The organism is Pseudomonas sp. Pseusp3 (assembly GCF_047304225.1).
GTDB lineage: Bacteria > Pseudomonadota > Gammaproteobacteria > Pseudomonadales > Pseudomonadaceae > Aquipseudomonas > Aquipseudomonas fluorescens_CD.
Genome location: NZ_JBGLYV010000027.1, coordinates 39050 through 52657 on the forward strand (window position 1 = coordinate 39050; position 13608 = coordinate 52657).

12 protein-coding genes are annotated in these 13608 nt (G+C 60.7%); 6 read left to right on the top strand and 6 right to left on the bottom strand.

The window, feature by feature from the left end; all coding sequences use genetic code 11:
- Positions 1-136: 136 nt before the first annotated feature.
- Complete coding sequence (locus ACCD00_RS11755) at positions 137-970, bottom strand: aldo/keto reductase (RefSeq protein ID WP_413424607.1); 834 nt, start codon at positions 968-970, stop codon at positions 137-139.
- Complete coding sequence (locus ACCD00_RS11760; RefSeq protein WP_413424609.1) at positions 954-2702, bottom strand: FAD-dependent oxidoreductase; 1749 nt, start codon at positions 2700-2702, stop codon at positions 954-956. The genes ACCD00_RS11755 and ACCD00_RS11760 overlap by 17 nt, the downstream gene beginning before the upstream one ends.
- Positions 2703-2876: 174 nt before the next feature.
- Between ACCD00_RS11760 and ACCD00_RS11765 the strand changes: the two genes are divergently transcribed.
- The 4 genes from ACCD00_RS11765 to ACCD00_RS11780 all read left to right on the top strand — a co-directional run bounded on the left by ACCD00_RS11765 (position 2877) and on the right by ACCD00_RS11780 (position 6795).
- Positions 2877-3653, top strand: a complete 777-nt coding sequence (locus ACCD00_RS11765) for an IclR family transcriptional regulator (protein WP_413424611.1) — start codon at positions 2877-2879, stop codon at positions 3651-3653.
- 240 nt (positions 3654-3893) lie between these two features.
- Positions 3894-4949 carry a Gfo/Idh/MocA family protein gene (locus ACCD00_RS11770; RefSeq protein WP_413424613.1) on the top strand — a complete coding sequence of 352 codons (1056 nt, stop codon included), beginning with the start codon at positions 3894-3896 and terminating at the stop codon, positions 4947-4949.
- A gap of 2 nt (positions 4950-4951) precedes the next feature.
- The gene (locus ACCD00_RS11775) at positions 4952-5767 is read left to right on the top strand and encodes a sugar phosphate isomerase/epimerase family protein (protein ID WP_413424615.1); all 816 of its coding nucleotides are present in this window, start codon (positions 4952-4954) and stop codon (positions 5765-5767) included.
- Positions 5768-5916: 149 nt separating this feature from the next.
- On the top strand, positions 5917-6795 hold the full coding sequence (locus ACCD00_RS11780) for a DMT family transporter (protein WP_413424617.1): 879 nt from the start codon (positions 5917-5919) through the stop codon (positions 6793-6795).
- Between the two features lie 63 nt (positions 6796-6858).
- Here the strand turns inward: ACCD00_RS11780 and ACCD00_RS11785 are convergent, their stop codons facing one another.
- Positions 6859-8196 carry an MFS transporter gene (locus tag ACCD00_RS11785; protein WP_413424619.1) on the bottom strand — a complete coding sequence of 446 codons (1338 nt, stop codon included), beginning with the start codon at positions 8194-8196 and terminating at the stop codon, positions 6859-6861.
- A 268-nt stretch (positions 8197-8464) separates the two neighbouring features.
- On the opposite strand from ACCD00_RS11785, the gene quiC reads away from it, so the two are divergent.
- On the top strand, positions 8465-10366 hold the full coding sequence (gene quiC / locus ACCD00_RS11790) for a 3-dehydroshikimate dehydratase QuiC (protein ID WP_413424621.1): 1902 nt from the start codon (positions 8465-8467) through the stop codon (positions 10364-10366).
- A 102-nt stretch (positions 10367-10468) separates the two neighbouring features.
- Positions 10469-11146, top strand: a complete 678-nt coding sequence (locus tag ACCD00_RS11795; protein WP_413424623.1) for a TetR family transcriptional regulator — start codon at positions 10469-10471, stop codon at positions 11144-11146.
- A gap of 55 nt (positions 11147-11201) precedes the next feature.
- On the opposite strand, the gene ACCD00_RS11800 is transcribed toward ACCD00_RS11795, so the two are convergent.
- The 3 genes from ACCD00_RS11800 to ACCD00_RS11810 form a co-directional block, all read right to left on the bottom strand.
- Positions 11202-12056 (bottom strand): shikimate dehydrogenase, encoded by an 855-nt coding sequence (locus tag ACCD00_RS11800; RefSeq protein ID WP_413424625.1) that lies wholly within the window; start codon positions 12054-12056, stop codon positions 11202-11204.
- A 5-nt stretch (positions 12057-12061) separates the two neighbouring features.
- Entirely contained in the window at positions 12062-12502 is a 441-nt protein-coding gene (aroQ, locus tag ACCD00_RS11805; RefSeq protein ID WP_008022574.1) for a type II 3-dehydroquinate dehydratase, read from the bottom strand.
- Positions 12503-12641: 139 nt separating this feature from the next.
- Complete coding sequence (locus ACCD00_RS11810) at positions 12642-13553, bottom strand: LysR substrate-binding domain-containing protein (protein ID WP_413424627.1); 912 nt, start codon at positions 13551-13553, stop codon at positions 12642-12644.
- Between the last annotated feature and the right edge of the window lie 55 nt (positions 13554-13608).

A 13608-nucleotide genomic window follows, 5' to 3' on the forward strand; every position in this document is an offset into this window, starting at 1 on the left:
TTTGCGGTCTCTCATGGATTGATGGGGCGGGTATCGCCGTATCCATGAATAACCGCAGAGGGAAAAGTGGTGTGGGACAAATGTGTAAGTCTTGGTAAGGCCGCGGTCGTTGCCGGTCGACCGTGGCCATCTACGGTTATTCGTCGAATGCATCCCACACCGGCGCAAACTCAGGGCTGACCAGACGCTCGCGTTTGGACAGGCTGGCGATCAAGGCACGGTCTTCGTCATCCAGTTGCACATCCAGCGCCGAAAGATTGGCCAGTTGATTGGCCTCGCTGCTGGCCTTGGGGATCGCGGCCACATTGGGTTGATCGAGCAGCCATTTGAGCGCGACCTGGGTCGGCAGTACGTCGTGTTTCGCGGCGATCTGCTGGATGGCGGGAATCTGCGACACCTTGTTGCGTGCCAGTGGCGTGTAGGCCGTCAGTGCAAGATCGTGTTGACGGGCGTAGTTGAGCAGAGCGTTTTGTCCGAGCAGCACGTGGTACTCGACCTGTAACGCCGACAGGGGCGCTCCCAGTTCTTCGACGACTTTGCGCAACAAGGGCAGCGGAAAGTTCGCCACGCCAATGTTGCGCGCCAGGCCTTGTTCCTTGAACGACACCAGGGTGTCGATGGTGCGCGGCAAATCCCAGTCGGTGGCTGGCCAATGGAGCATGAACAGGTCGACGTATTCGCTGCGCAGGGCTTTGAGGCTACGGTCCATGGAGTGGCGCATGGCGTCGGGTTGCAGCTGGTCCCACCAGACTTTGGTCGTGACATGGATTTGCTCGCGGGGTGTCGGACTGTTCGCCAGCGCCTGACCGACTGCGTCTTCGTTATTGTAGGCCGCTGCCGTGTCGATGTGCCGGTAACCCAAGGCCAGAGCCTGCTCCACGGCACGGGTGCATTCCTCGCCGAGCATTGGCCAGGTGCCGAGGCCGAGTTTCGGCATGTTCAAACCCTGTGTGTTAACGATGTGCTGCATGGTCGATCTCCTTTTCATAAGCAGTGACGCCTGCGATATGGCGCGCGGCGATGTAGCCGAAGGTCAGCGCCGGGCCAAGATTGATGCCGCCAGCGGGGTAATGACCGCCCATGATGCTCGCCATGTCGCCGCCCGCCGCATACAGCCCGGCGATGGGCTGCGCCGCGTCGTCCAGGACCTGGGCATGTGGGTTGACCTTGAGCCCGGCGAAGGTGCCGAAGCAGCCCGGCTGGACCTTCACGGCATAGAACGGGCCTTGTTCGATTGGCGCGACACATGGGTTGGGTTGTTGTAATGCGTCACCCTGCTTGCGGTTGTAGGGCGTGGAGCCACGACCAAACTGCGGGTCCTCGCCGTTGCGCGCATGGCGGTTGTAGTCCGACACGGTGGTGCGCAAGCCGTTCGGGTCGATACCGCAGGCTGTGGCCAATTGCTCGAGCGTGTTGCCGGTTTTCAGATAGCCGCTGCGGATGAAGGGCGACAGCGGCACCGGAAATGGCCGAGAGATGCCCAGACCATAACGACGCTGAAAGCCATGGGTGCAGATCAGCCACGAGGCCACTTCCTCACCCTGTGGGGCAGCGGCGACCATGGCCGTTACGTAGTCGTAGTAGCCGTTGGCTTCATTGACGAAGCGCTGGCCGTTGCTCAGCACACCGATGATGCCTGGTTTGCCGCGCTCGATGATATGCGGGAAGTGTCCCGTGCTGCCGTCGCTGTGCGGCACTTGAGAAACCGGCGCCCAGGCGACGGCAGATGCCATGTCGGTATTCACCCGCGCACCGGCGCTTTCGCCCAGGCGCAGGCCATCGCCGCAAACACCGAGGGGCGGCAAGGCCAGATGCTCATGTCCGGTCGGTGTGCGGGGGAACAGTGCCTTGCGGCGCTCGATGTCATTGGCGAAACCACCCGCTGCGAGCACTACGGCCTTGCGTGCATGGATGCGTACCGAGCCTTTGGCGGTGCTGACCACAGCACCTCGTACCTGATTGTTCTCGCGCAGCAATCGGGTCACGGGCGCGGACTCCCAGAGCAGCACGCCGAGGTCGTCCGCGGATTTTGCCAGGCGCGCCACCAGTGCCACGCCGTTGACCAGTTGCATCGCCCGGCCATGGACGACGAGGTCGAACAGGTGTCGGCTGAAGCGCCGCGTAACGTGCCAGGCCGCCGACAGTGAACGAGTCAGGTTGAGGAATGCCGTGAGATCCGCCCCCGCCATGATCGGCATGCCCATGAACGAAGTTTCCCGCATGGTTTTGCGAAGACGCCTGAGCAGCTTGCCGACTTTTCGTGCGTCGTAAGGGGCAGCGATTACCGAGCGTCCACCGGTGCCTGCTCCGGGTGTGTCGCCATGAATGTCGGCAATGGCGTTGCCGTCGGCGAATTGCAGCGTGGTGTGCTGCTCGAAGAACGACACCATTCGCGGGCCGGCCTCCAGGAAAGCGTCGATCATCGCCGGATCAAAGCGCTCGCCCAGTTCGTGCTTCAGATAAGTGCGAGGCCGTTCAACGTCTTCGACGATGCCCGCGCGCCGGGCCAACGGGTTGCAAGGCACCCAGGCCCAGCCGCCGGACCAGGCCGTGGCACCGCCGAACACGGGGTCCTTTTCTGCCACTATGACTTTCAGCCCATGCCACGCGGCGGTCACTGCCGCCGACAGTCCCGCCGCACCGGAACCAACGATCAGCACATCGCAGTCGATGTCGGGAAGGAAGTGCGCTTGGGCAGGCATTGTTTGAACTCCGGTGTTTATTTTTTTGGAATCGGATTCCATAAAATATAAGAATCAGAGGAGGCTGGAAAAGTCTTGAGGGCATAAAACGGGCGGTTATCGAACAGTCAGTTCCAGATTTCGCATTCGATCGGATGTCTTCTAGAATCGAGCAAATTTTGTGTGGAAGTGACCATGGCCGGCAGTCAGATCGAACGTGTTTTCAGTGTGCTCGAAAGCCTCACCAGCGATCCCCGTGGCCTGCCGATGCAGACGCTGGCGGAGCAGCTGGATATCCCCAAGAGCGCGACCCATCGCCTGTTGGCCGAGCTGATCCGCCTCGGTTATGTGCGACAGAACCCGGAGAGTTTGCGCTATCACCTCTCCACCAAACTGGTGGCGATGGGCTTCCGTTACCTGTCGAGCAGCGGTGCCGATATCGTGCAGCCGGTGCTTGACCGACTGGCTCAGGAAACCGGCGAGCTGGTACGCCTCGGTGTGATCGACGGCGAGCGTCAGACCTGGATCGCCAAATCCCAGGGCGCTCGCTCGGGTCTGCGTTACGACCCGGACATGGGCCGTGATGCGCCATTGTTTTACACCGCCTCGGGACATGCGTGGCTGGCGTGCATGAGCGATGCCGAAGCCTTGTCGCTGGTGGAGCGGCAGGACGCGCAGGTGCCGGACCATGTGGGGCCGAACGCGCCGCGCTCCAACATCGAATTGCTCGAACGCCTGCGTCTGGCGCGGGAGCAGGGCTACGCCTGCGTCGAGGAAAGCTCGGCGGTGGGGACTTCGGCCATTGCGGCGGTGGTGCGCCATCCCGCGGATGGGCGGGTGATCGGCGTGCTCAGCGTTGCCGGGCCGAGCGCGCGGATGCCGGGGGCGCGGCTGCATGAGCTGGCGCCGTTGTTGCTGGCGTACACCGAGGAGTTGTCGGCGGCGAGCCTGGCGTCGGAGTTGTTCAACTAAGGCCGCCGAAATCCCTTGTGGGAGCGGGCTTGCTCGCGAAAGCGGTGTGTCAGCTGAAATCAATGGTGCCTGACACAGTGCATTCGCGAGCAAGCCCGCTCCCACATGTTGAGCAGCGTTCAAGTTGAGAAGCTGTGCGCTGTTCGAACACTTTCAGGGTTGGTCTGTGTAAGAATCTGGAACTCGGTTCTAAATTATTGGAATTCATCGCTCCAATAACACTGACAAGAGGACCGCATCTTGAATTCACCCCTTCGCATCGCCTTGATCGGTGCAGGCAACATGGGCCAGCAGCATTACCAGCATCTGCAATCCATGACCGAAGCGACCTTGTGCGCCGTAGCCGATCCCGGAACGCAGGCGGCAAGTCTTGCGGCTGAATGGGACGTGGCTTATTTCGCCGATTATCGTCAGATGCTGGAGCAGGCGAAGCCGGACGCCGTCATCGTCGCCAACCCGAACACGCTGCACGTCAGCACGGCCCTCGATTGCCTCGCGGCCGGTGTGCCGGTACTGCTGGAAAAGCCGGTGGGTGTGCACCTGGATGAAGCCCGGGAGTTGGTGGCTGCCTCGAAGGCGAGTGGGGTTCCGGTGTTGGTCGGCCATCACCGTCGCCACAATCCGCTGATCGTCCGCGCCCACGAACTTATCCACAGCGGCGCATTGGGCCGGTTGACCACGGTCACGGCGCTCTGGCAGCTACGCAAGCCCGACAGCTATTTCGAAACACCCTGGCGTCGCGAGGCCGGTGCGGGGATGTTGTTGACCAACCTGATCCACGACCTCGATCTGCTGCGGCACTTGTGCGGCGAGGTGCGTCAGGTTCAAGCCATTACCAGCAACGCCATACGCGGGTTTGCCAACGAAGACTGCGCGGCGGTGTTGCTGCAATTCGATAACGGTGCGCTGGGCAGCCTGACCGGCTCGGATGCGGTGGCCGCACCCTGGAGTTGGGAACTGGATTCAGGAGAGAACCCGGTTTATCCGCGTCACGCCGATCAACCCTGTTACTTGTTGGCTGGAACGGGCGGGGCGCTGAGCATTCCGCAACTCAAGCACTGGCACTACACGCAAGCTGATGGTGGGTGGCATCAACCGTTGCTGGCGACCCAGGAAAGCTTCAGTGCCGAAGAAGCCTTGCGTCTGCAGTTGCAGCACTTTGTGCGTGTTGCGCGTGGGGAAGCCGAGCCGCTGGTGAGTGCCGCCGATGCCGCACGTACTTTGGCGCTGATCGAAGCCATCCGCGAAGCCGCCGAAACCGGTTGTGCCTGCACGCCATCCTTGGTCGAGGGTTGACCATGAGCGAACGAGTTTTCTCCCTGGCCAGCCTGACTGTGCTGGAGCTGTCACCGCCCGACATGGTCGAGGTCGCCGCACGGGCCGGCTACAGCCATGTCGGCTTGCGCCTGGTGCCGGCGACCCCTGAGGAACACCATTTTGCCTTGATGGCCGACCGCGAATTGCGGCGCCAAACCCTGGCGCGTCTGCGCGATACCGGTATCGGGGTGCTGGACGTCGAAATCCTGCGTCTCAAGCCGGAGACCGTCGTCGCCGACTTCGAGAAAATCCTGGAGGTGGGTGCCCAAATGGGGGCCAGTGAATTGCTGGTGGCCGGCAACGATCCTGATGAACAACGGCTAACGGAGCATTTTGCCGAACTCTGTGATCTGGCGACACTCTATGGGCTGCACCCGCATCTGGAGTTCATGCCCTGGACCGATGCGCGCAATCTTCAACAAGCCGTGCGAATTGTAGAAAACGCCGGGCGGGAAAACGGCGGCGTGTTGGTGGACGCCTTCCACTTCGATCGTTCGGGATCGCGGCTGGAAGATCTGGCCAAAGTTGCTCCCTCACGGTTACGGTATGCACAGTTGTGTGACGTCGCAGGACTGCGGCCGAACGATATGGCGGAGATCTTGCGCCAGGCACGTAACGAACGGCGTTTTCCCGGCGATGGCGATTGTGATCTGCAGGGGTTGTTGGGGATTTTGCCGGCTAACATTCCATTGAGCCTGGAGATTCCCACCGTGCAGTTGCTGGAGCAGGGCGTGAGTGGGTTGGAGCGGGCGCAGATGGCGCTGGATAAAACCCGGGAATTGTTGGTGCGGCTGTAATCGGTGCTGCGCACCTATCGCCTGTAGGAGCGAGCACGCTCGCGATGGTCGTCAACGATGATGATGGCTGCCTGGATAAACACGGCGCCCTCACGTCCATCGCGAGCAAGCTCGCTCCTACAAATTAAGGATGTAAAAAAGGAAACCCAATGACCGTCAGCACCCCGCTTTCCGGCGTCAATCAGCCCTTCAAAGGGATCTTGCTGATCGTTGTCGCAACCTTCCTGTTTTCCACCCACGACGCCTTTTCCAAATACCTCTCCGGTTTCTATCCCATTGTCATGGTGGTCTGGGCGCGTTACCTGGTTCACACCTTGTTGATGGCCGGGATTTTCCTGCCGCAATCCGGGTTGCGGGTCCTGCGGACCAAACGTCCATTGCTTCAGGTGATCCGGGCGCTGTGCCTGCTGGGCACCAGTCTGTTTTTCACCACAGGGTTGAAGTACATCCCGCTGGCCGAGGCCACCTCGGTCAACTTCTTGGCACCGGTACTGGTCACCGCTTTGTCGGTGCCGCTGCTGAAGGAGCGAGTGACGCGGGGGCAATGGCTGGCGGTGATTTGCGGTTTTATCGGGGTGCTGATCATCGTTCACCCGGGGGGAGATTTGTTCACTCCGGCGGTGTTGTTGCCGTTCTGCTCGGCGCTGTTTTTCTGCTTCTATCAACTGCTGACGCGCAAGCTCAGCGAGATCGACAGCCCGACCACCAGCAATTTTTTCGCGGGCTTGTGCAACACGCTGGTGATGAGTGCGCTGGTGCCATTCTTCTGGCAGACGCCGAACCTGATGCATGGCGCGATGATGGTGGCGCTGGGGACCTGCGGGATGACGGCACACCTGTTTTTGACCCAGGCGTTCCGTCTTGCTGCACCGGCACTGCTGGCGCCGTTCAGCTATTGCCAGATCATCTTTGCCGGCCTGCTGGGCTGGCTGCTGTTTTCCCATACGCCGACACTGACCACCGTGATCGGTATTGCCGTGATCTGCTGCAGCGGGCTGGCGGCGGCCTGGCAGCAAAGCCGTCGCTAAGCTCCGGCAAATCGCAGACAAAAAAAAGCGCAGGCCCGAGATCGGGCCTGCGCCGAGGGAACGTCAGCCTTCTACTTGCGGAATCTTGCGCGGTGCCATGAAGTACATCCAGGTCAGCGCGATGAAGTACATCGCCGGGATCAGGGTGAACAGCACGGTGTAATTGTTGTTGGTGACGGTCAGGATATGGCCGACCAACTGGGTCATGAACATCCCGCCAATCGCCGCACACATGCCGCCGAAGCCGAATACCGTGCTCATCATGTGCTTGGGCGTGTAGTCCATCACCAGGCTCCAGATGTTTGCGGTCCAGGCCTGGTGTGCGCCGATGGCCAGGGAGATGGCGAATACGGCGACCCACAGATTGCTGGAGCCGGCGGCCATGATCACGCCAATGATGCAGCAGGCGAACAGCAGCATCGACATCAGCCGCGCCTTGATCGGGTTGACCCCGCGACCGATCAGGAACGAGGAGAGGATGCCGCCGCCAACGCTGCCGAAGTCGGCAGTGAGGTAGATGATGATCAGCGGAATGCCCATCTGGGTCACGTTGATGCCCAGGTTGTATTGCTGATTGAGGAACGGCGGCAGCCAGTACAGGTAGAACCAGAACACTGGCGCGGTGATCGAGTAGGCGAGGGCGAAGGCCCAGGTGCCGCGCATGCGCAGGATTTTCGAGAACGGCACGCGGGCTTGTTCCGGCTCGACTTCTTTCTGGATGTAGTCCAGCTCCGATTGTTTGACGCTCGGATGCTCTTCCGGGTTGAAGTACTTCAAGCCCCAGAACAGCAGCCAGATCCCGCCCAGTGCCGACATGCACAGGAACGCGGCCTGCCAGCCCCAGGCGTGGAGGATCAGCGGCAGCAGCATCGGAGTGAACATCGCACCGACGTTGGTCCCGGCGTTGAAAATCCCGGTGGCCACGGCGCGCTCGCCGGCCGGGAACCACAGGCGGGTGGTTTTCACGCAGGCCGGGTAGTTGGCGGCTTCGGTCAGGCCGAGGATGAAGCGGCAGACCATAAAGCCGGCCGCCGAAGTGGCCAGGCCATGAGCCCCGGTCGCCAGGCTCCAGAGCAGCACGGCGCAGAAGAACACGCGTTTCACACCGACCCGGTCGATCAACCGGCCCTGTAGCACGAAGCCGATGGCGTAACCCACCTGGAACCAGAAGTTGATGTTGGCGTAATCCATCGCCGTCCAGCTCATTTCCTTGGCCAGGATGGGCTGCATCACGCCCAGTGCGGCGCGGTCGATGTAGTTCAGGGTGGTGGCGAAAAACACCAGCGCCAGCATGCCCCAGCGGGTTTTGCCGACCGCCATGGCGCCGCGGATTTTGTCGCCGATGCCACCGGCAGTGACGTTCATGGCCGGAGCCATGCGTGAGCTTTGGGAAGGAATCATGTGTACCACCCGTTTTTTGAATTTGTTATTTGGTGTTCTGGACATCGCGGCCGGTGCTGCGTGTCCGGACTTAATGTGAGGACGATGTTGGGCATTGGACAAAAAATCGTCAATTCGCCAACTACCATTTTGTTCGATAATCGAACACAAAACTAACCGGATAGTACACTTTGCATTGCTCAATACATGGGCCAGCTCAATAATTCCCTCACTCTTTTAAAAGCGGCGCAAATTCCCTGTAGCCGAAGCCTCCACCGGGAGCCGAAATATGCAGCGTTCCATTGCCACCGTATCCTTGAGCGGTACCCTGCCGGAAAAACTCGAAGCCATTGCCGCCGCCGGGTTCGACGGTGTCGAGATTTTCGAGAACGACCTTCTCTACTACGACGGCAGTCCACGGGAAATTAAGCAGATGTGTGCCGATCTCGGGATCGCCATCACCCTGTTTCAACCGTTCCGTGATTTCGAAGGCTGTCGGCGTGATCGGTTGTCGCGCAACCTGGAACGCGCCGAGCGCAAGTTCGACCTGATGCAGGAGCTGGGCACCGACCTGGTGCTGGTGTGCAGTAACGCCTCGGCCGAGTCCATCGGTGATGAACAGATTCTGGTCGATGATTTGCGGCTGCTGGCCGAGCGTGCCGGGGCACGCGGCCTGCGCATCGGTTACGAGGCGCTGGCCTGGGGCCGGCATGTGAACACCTGGCAACAGGTGTGGAACATCGTGCGTCAGGCCGATCACCCAAGCCTCGGCGTGTTGCTGGACAGCTTTCACACGTTATCGCTCAAGGGCGATCCCAGTGCTATCGCCGAGATTCCCGGCGACAAGATCTTCTTCGTGCAAATGGCCGACGCGCCGATCCTGGCCATGGACGTACTGGAGTGGAGCCGGCATTTTCGCTGCTTCCCGGGCCAGGGTGAGTTCGACTTGCCGGGGTTCCTCGCGCCAATCATCAAGAGCGGGTACACCGGGCCATTGTCGCTGGAAATCTTCAACGATGGCTTCCGCGCCGCACCGCCACGAGCCAACGCCGCCGACGGTTTGCGCTCGTTGTTGTACCTGGAAGAGAAAACCCGCGAGCGTCTGGCGCAGCAAGCCACGCCTGCGGCCAACCCCGGGATTCTGTTCGAAACCCCCAAGGCCAGCGAGTACAACGGCATCGAGTTTCTCGAATTCGCCGTGGACGAAAGCCTCGGCGCCAAGCTCTCCCATTGGCTGGAGCGACTGGGGTTCGTCAAGGCCGGGCAGCATCGTTCCAAGAGCGTCAGCCTGTTGCGCCAGGGTGATATCAACCTGATCCTGAACTCGGAGCCTTACTCCTTCGGCCACAGCTTTTTCGAAGCCCACGGCCCTTCGTTGTGCGCGACCGCGGTGCGGGTCAAGGACAGCGCGAGCGCATTGGCCCGTGCCGTGGCCTACAAGGGCCAGCCCTATCGCGGGCTGGTCGGCCCCAACGAATTGGAGCTGGCGGCGGTGCGTGCGCCGGATGGCAGCCTGATCTATCTGGTGGATCAGCACGCCGATGTCTATGGCACTGACTTCAATCTTTATCCGCAAGCGCCGGTCAACGGCGGTCTGAAACGCATCGACCACATGGCGATGGCGCTGCCGGCCGACAGCCTCGACAGCTGGGTGCTGTTCTACAAGAGCCTGCTGGATTTCGAGGCGGACGATGAAGTCGTGCTGCCGGATCCTTATGGTCTGGTGAAGAGCCGTGCCTTGCGCAGCCGCGACAGCTCGATCCGCCTGCCGCTGAACATTTCCGAAAACCGCAACACCGCGATCTCACACGCGCTGTCGAGTTATCGCGGCTCCGGTGTGCATCACATCGCGTTTGATTGTGATGACATCTTTGCCCAGGTCAGCCGTGCAAAAGAGGCGGGCGTGCCGCTGCTGGATATCCCGCTCAACTACTACGATGACCTGGCGGCGCGGTTCGACTTCGACGACGAGTTCCTCAGCGAACTGGCCTACTACAACGTGTTGTACGACCGCGACGCCCAGGGCGGTGAACTGTTTCATGTGTACACCGAGCCGTTCGAGGGACGATTCTTCTTCGAAATCATCCAGCGTAAAAACGGTTATGCCGGCTACGGCGCGGCCAACGTCGCGGTGCGGCTGGCGGCCATGGCCAAATCCCGTAGCGGCGCATTACGTCAGGCGAAGTTGTAGGAATTTCGTAAACGCGGGATTAAACGTGGGCTGTGCGGCTTCCTTCACCGTGTCGCGCGGCCCATAATCGCCAGCCTGTGCAGTGATGGCCGTGAGCCCGCAATGACAATGAATTCAGAACTCCCCGCAGCCTCCGTAGAACCAGGTGCCGAGCCGCGCAAGAGTCGCAAGAACAACCCGGAAAAGACCCGCGAAAACATCCTGCAGGAGGCGATAGTCGAATTCGTCCAGCAGGGGCTTTCCGGTGCTCGCGTCGATGCCATCGCCGAGCGCATCCACACCTCCAAGCGCATGATCTATTACTACTTCGGCAGTAAGGAACAGCTCTACGTCGAGGTGCTGGAGAAACTCTACGGCGATATCCGCAGCACCGAAAATCGCCTGCATCTGGCGGAGCTGGCGCCGGTCGAGGCGATTCGGCGGCTGGTGGAGTTCACCTTCGATCACCATGACCGCAACGTCGATTTCGTGCGCATCGTCAGCATCGAGAACATTCACAACGCCGAGTATGTGAAGCGCTCCGATGCGATCAAGGCGATGAACAACACTATCCTCGATTCACTGGGGGAGATTCTGCGTCGCGGCGCCGAGCAAGGGCTGTTCCGTGCCGGTCTTGATCCGCTGGATGTGCACCTGCTGATCAGTTCGTTCTGCTTCTATCGCGTCTCGAACCGCCACACGTTTGGTGAGATTTTTCAGATCGACCTGCCGGACGAACGCATCAAGCAGCGTCATCGGGAGATGATTTGCGAGTCGGTTCTGCGCTACCTGCAGGCCTGAATCCATCGCGGGCAAGCTCCGATCCTGTGGGAGCGTGGCTTGCCCGCGAAGCTTTTCAGTCATTCATGCTCTGGAAATGCTCAAGCATTCGCTGGGCATCCGGCACCACGCCGCAGAACAGCTCGAACGCCTTCACCGCCTGAAACACTGCCATGTTGCCGCCGTCCAGCGTCCGGCAACCGAGGGCGCGGGCGTTGCGCAGCAGTTCGGTTTCCAGCGGAAAGTAAACGATCTCCGCCACCCACAATTCGGCTCGAAGCAACTCGACCGGCACCGGCATGCCCGGCAGTTTTTTCATGCCCATCGGCGTGGTGTTTACCAGGCCATCAGCCTCGGCCAAGGCACTCGGCAGGTCATACCCGGCTATCGCCCGACCGACGCCGAAATGCTGATTGAGGTTGTCGGCCAGATCCTGGGCGCGGCGGATGTCCACGTCAAAAATGCTCAGGCGTTGTACGCCTTCGCTCAACAAGGCGTGGGCCACCGCTGCCCCTGCGCCGCCGGCGCCCATCTGGACGACACGTTCAACGGCAACGTCCTTCAAACCTCGGCGAAATCCTTCGGCGAACCCCAGGCAATCGGTGTTGTGGCCGATGCGTTTGCCGCCCTTCAGCACCACGGTGTTCACCGCACCGATGCTGCGGGCTTCCGGCGACAATTCATCGAGCAGCGGGATGATTGCCTGCTTGCACGGAAACGTGATGTTCAGACCGGTGAAGTTCATGCGCTCGGCAGCCATCAGCAAGTCGGGCAGGGCGTTGCTGTCGAGTTTCAATGAGTCGAGGTCAATCAAGCGATAGAGGTAGCGCATTCCCTGGGCATCGCCTTCGTGCTCGTGCAAGGCCGGTGTGCGGGAAGCCTGGATGCCGGCGCCGATCAGCCCGGCCAGTACTACGTTGTTCTGAGTCACGGCGATTACCCCTTCAAACGATGACTGAAGTGTTCCAGCGCCAGGCGATAGCCGTGACTGCCAAAACCGGCCATCACCGCCGTCGCAATGGCAGATACGAACGAGTGGTGGCGGAACGGCTCGCGGGCGTGCACGTTGGACAGGTGGACTTCGATGACTGGCAGTTCACTGGCGACCAGGGCATCGCGGATGGCGACCGAGGTGTGGGTCCACGCGGCAGGATTGATGACGATCCCGGCGCAGCGACCGCGGGCCGCGTGAATCCAGTCGAGCAATTCGCCTTCGTGGTTGGTCTGGCGAAACTCCACTGCCAGGCCGAACTCTTCGGCGGCGCGCCCGCACAGGGCCGAAATGTCTGCCAGGGTTTCGTGGCCGTAAGTCGCCGGTTCACGGGTGCCGAGCAGGTTCAGGTTCGGGCCGTTGAGCACCAGAACGATAGGGGACATCGGAATCTCTCCACTTATTATTTTTGGAATCGACCGAGGTTTCGGCCTGTGGAGATAAATTGTACTAACTAGTTAATTCGGTCAATTGCAGAGAAGGCACGCTGACGGTTTGTGGGCGATGATCGGACACTTTCGCTGTTCAGCGTGGCAAATGCTCCACCAGAAAATCAATGAACGCCCTCAAGCGCAGCGGTACATGACGACTTTGCGGGTAAAGCAGAGTGAATGGCCGCGAGCGTCCGCCATACGGCTTGAGCACTTCCACCAGCGAGCCGTCGGCCAGTTCCTTTTCAACGATAAAACGATAGGTCTGAAACAACCCCGCCCCGTGTTTGGCCAGGGTCACACCGCCCAACACATCGTCGGAGCAACTGAGGTTGCCCTCGGCCAGAATCTCCCGGGGCACGCCTTCATCGTTGAACAGCCAGGCAATGCGACGGCCACTGCTGGGCAATTCGTACTGAATGCATTCGTGGTTTTCGAGGTCGTCGAGGGTTTGTGGAGTGCCGGCCCGTTTCAGGTAATCAGGGCTGGCGATCATCACCAGGGCGGCATCTTCCAACTGTCGGGCGATCAGGCCCGAATCCGGGATGGCTCGCACACGAATCGCCATGTCGTAGCCTTCGCCGACGAAATCGATGTTGCGGTTGCTGATGTGCGACTCGACCTTCACCGCCGGATAACGCGCGCGAAATTCGGGCAGCAGCGGCAGGATTCGATGATGCGCGTAGGTGGTCGGAATACTGATGCGCAAAGTACCGGACGGCACTTGCTGCTGACCCATCACCTCACGCTGGGCCTCGACCAGTTGTGCCAGGGCCTGACGGCACTCCTCGTAATAGCGGCGACCGCTGTCGCTCAGCTTCACGCTACGTGTGGTGCGCGCGAACAGGCGCACGCCCAGGCGTTCTTCCATGCGCGACACCGAACGGCTCACGGCAGCGGGCGTGACACCTGCCACCAGCGCCGCGGCAGTAAAACTGCCGGCCTCGGCGGCCAGGCAAAACAGTTCAATGCTGCCCAACTGAAGATCGTCGAATTGTCGCTGCATGATTGATTACACCGGGGATCAGATGAAGAAGCTGGATCAGTATTTATCAGGTGCC

Bases quoted from the DNA above. Each gene is read 5' to 3' on its own strand.
- ACCD00_RS11755 (WP_413424607.1), bottom strand. From the start codon at position 970: ATGCAGCACATCGTTAACACACAGGGTTTGAACATGCCGAAACTCGGC.
- ACCD00_RS11760 (WP_413424609.1), bottom strand. From the start codon at position 2,702: ATGCCTGCCCAAGCGCACTTCCTTCCCGACATCGACTGCGATGTGCTG.
- ACCD00_RS11765 (WP_413424611.1), top strand. From the start codon at position 2,877: ATGGCCGGCAGTCAGATCGAACGTGTTTTCAGTGTGCTCGAAAGCCTC.
- ACCD00_RS11775 (WP_413424615.1), top strand. From the start codon at position 4,952: ATGAGCGAACGAGTTTTCTCCCTGGCCAGCCTGACTGTGCTGGAGCTG.
- ACCD00_RS11780 (WP_413424617.1), top strand. From the start codon at position 5,917: ATGACCGTCAGCACCCCGCTTTCCGGCGTCAATCAGCCCTTCAAAGGG.
- ACCD00_RS11785 (WP_413424619.1), bottom strand. From the start codon at position 8,196: ATGATTCCTTCCCAAAGCTCACGCATGGCTCCGGCCATGAACGTCACT.
- quiC (WP_413424621.1), top strand. From the start codon at position 8,465: ATGCAGCGTTCCATTGCCACCGTATCCTTGAGCGGTACCCTGCCGGAA.
- ACCD00_RS11795 (WP_413424623.1), top strand. From the start codon at position 10,469: ATGACAATGAATTCAGAACTCCCCGCAGCCTCCGTAGAACCAGGTGCC.
- aroQ (WP_008022574.1), bottom strand. From the start codon at position 12,502: ATGTCCCCTATCGTTCTGGTGCTCAACGGCCCGAACCTGAACCTGCTC.
- ACCD00_RS11810 (WP_413424627.1), bottom strand. From the start codon at position 13,553: ATGCAGCGACAATTCGACGATCTTCAGTTGGGCAGCATTGAACTGTTT.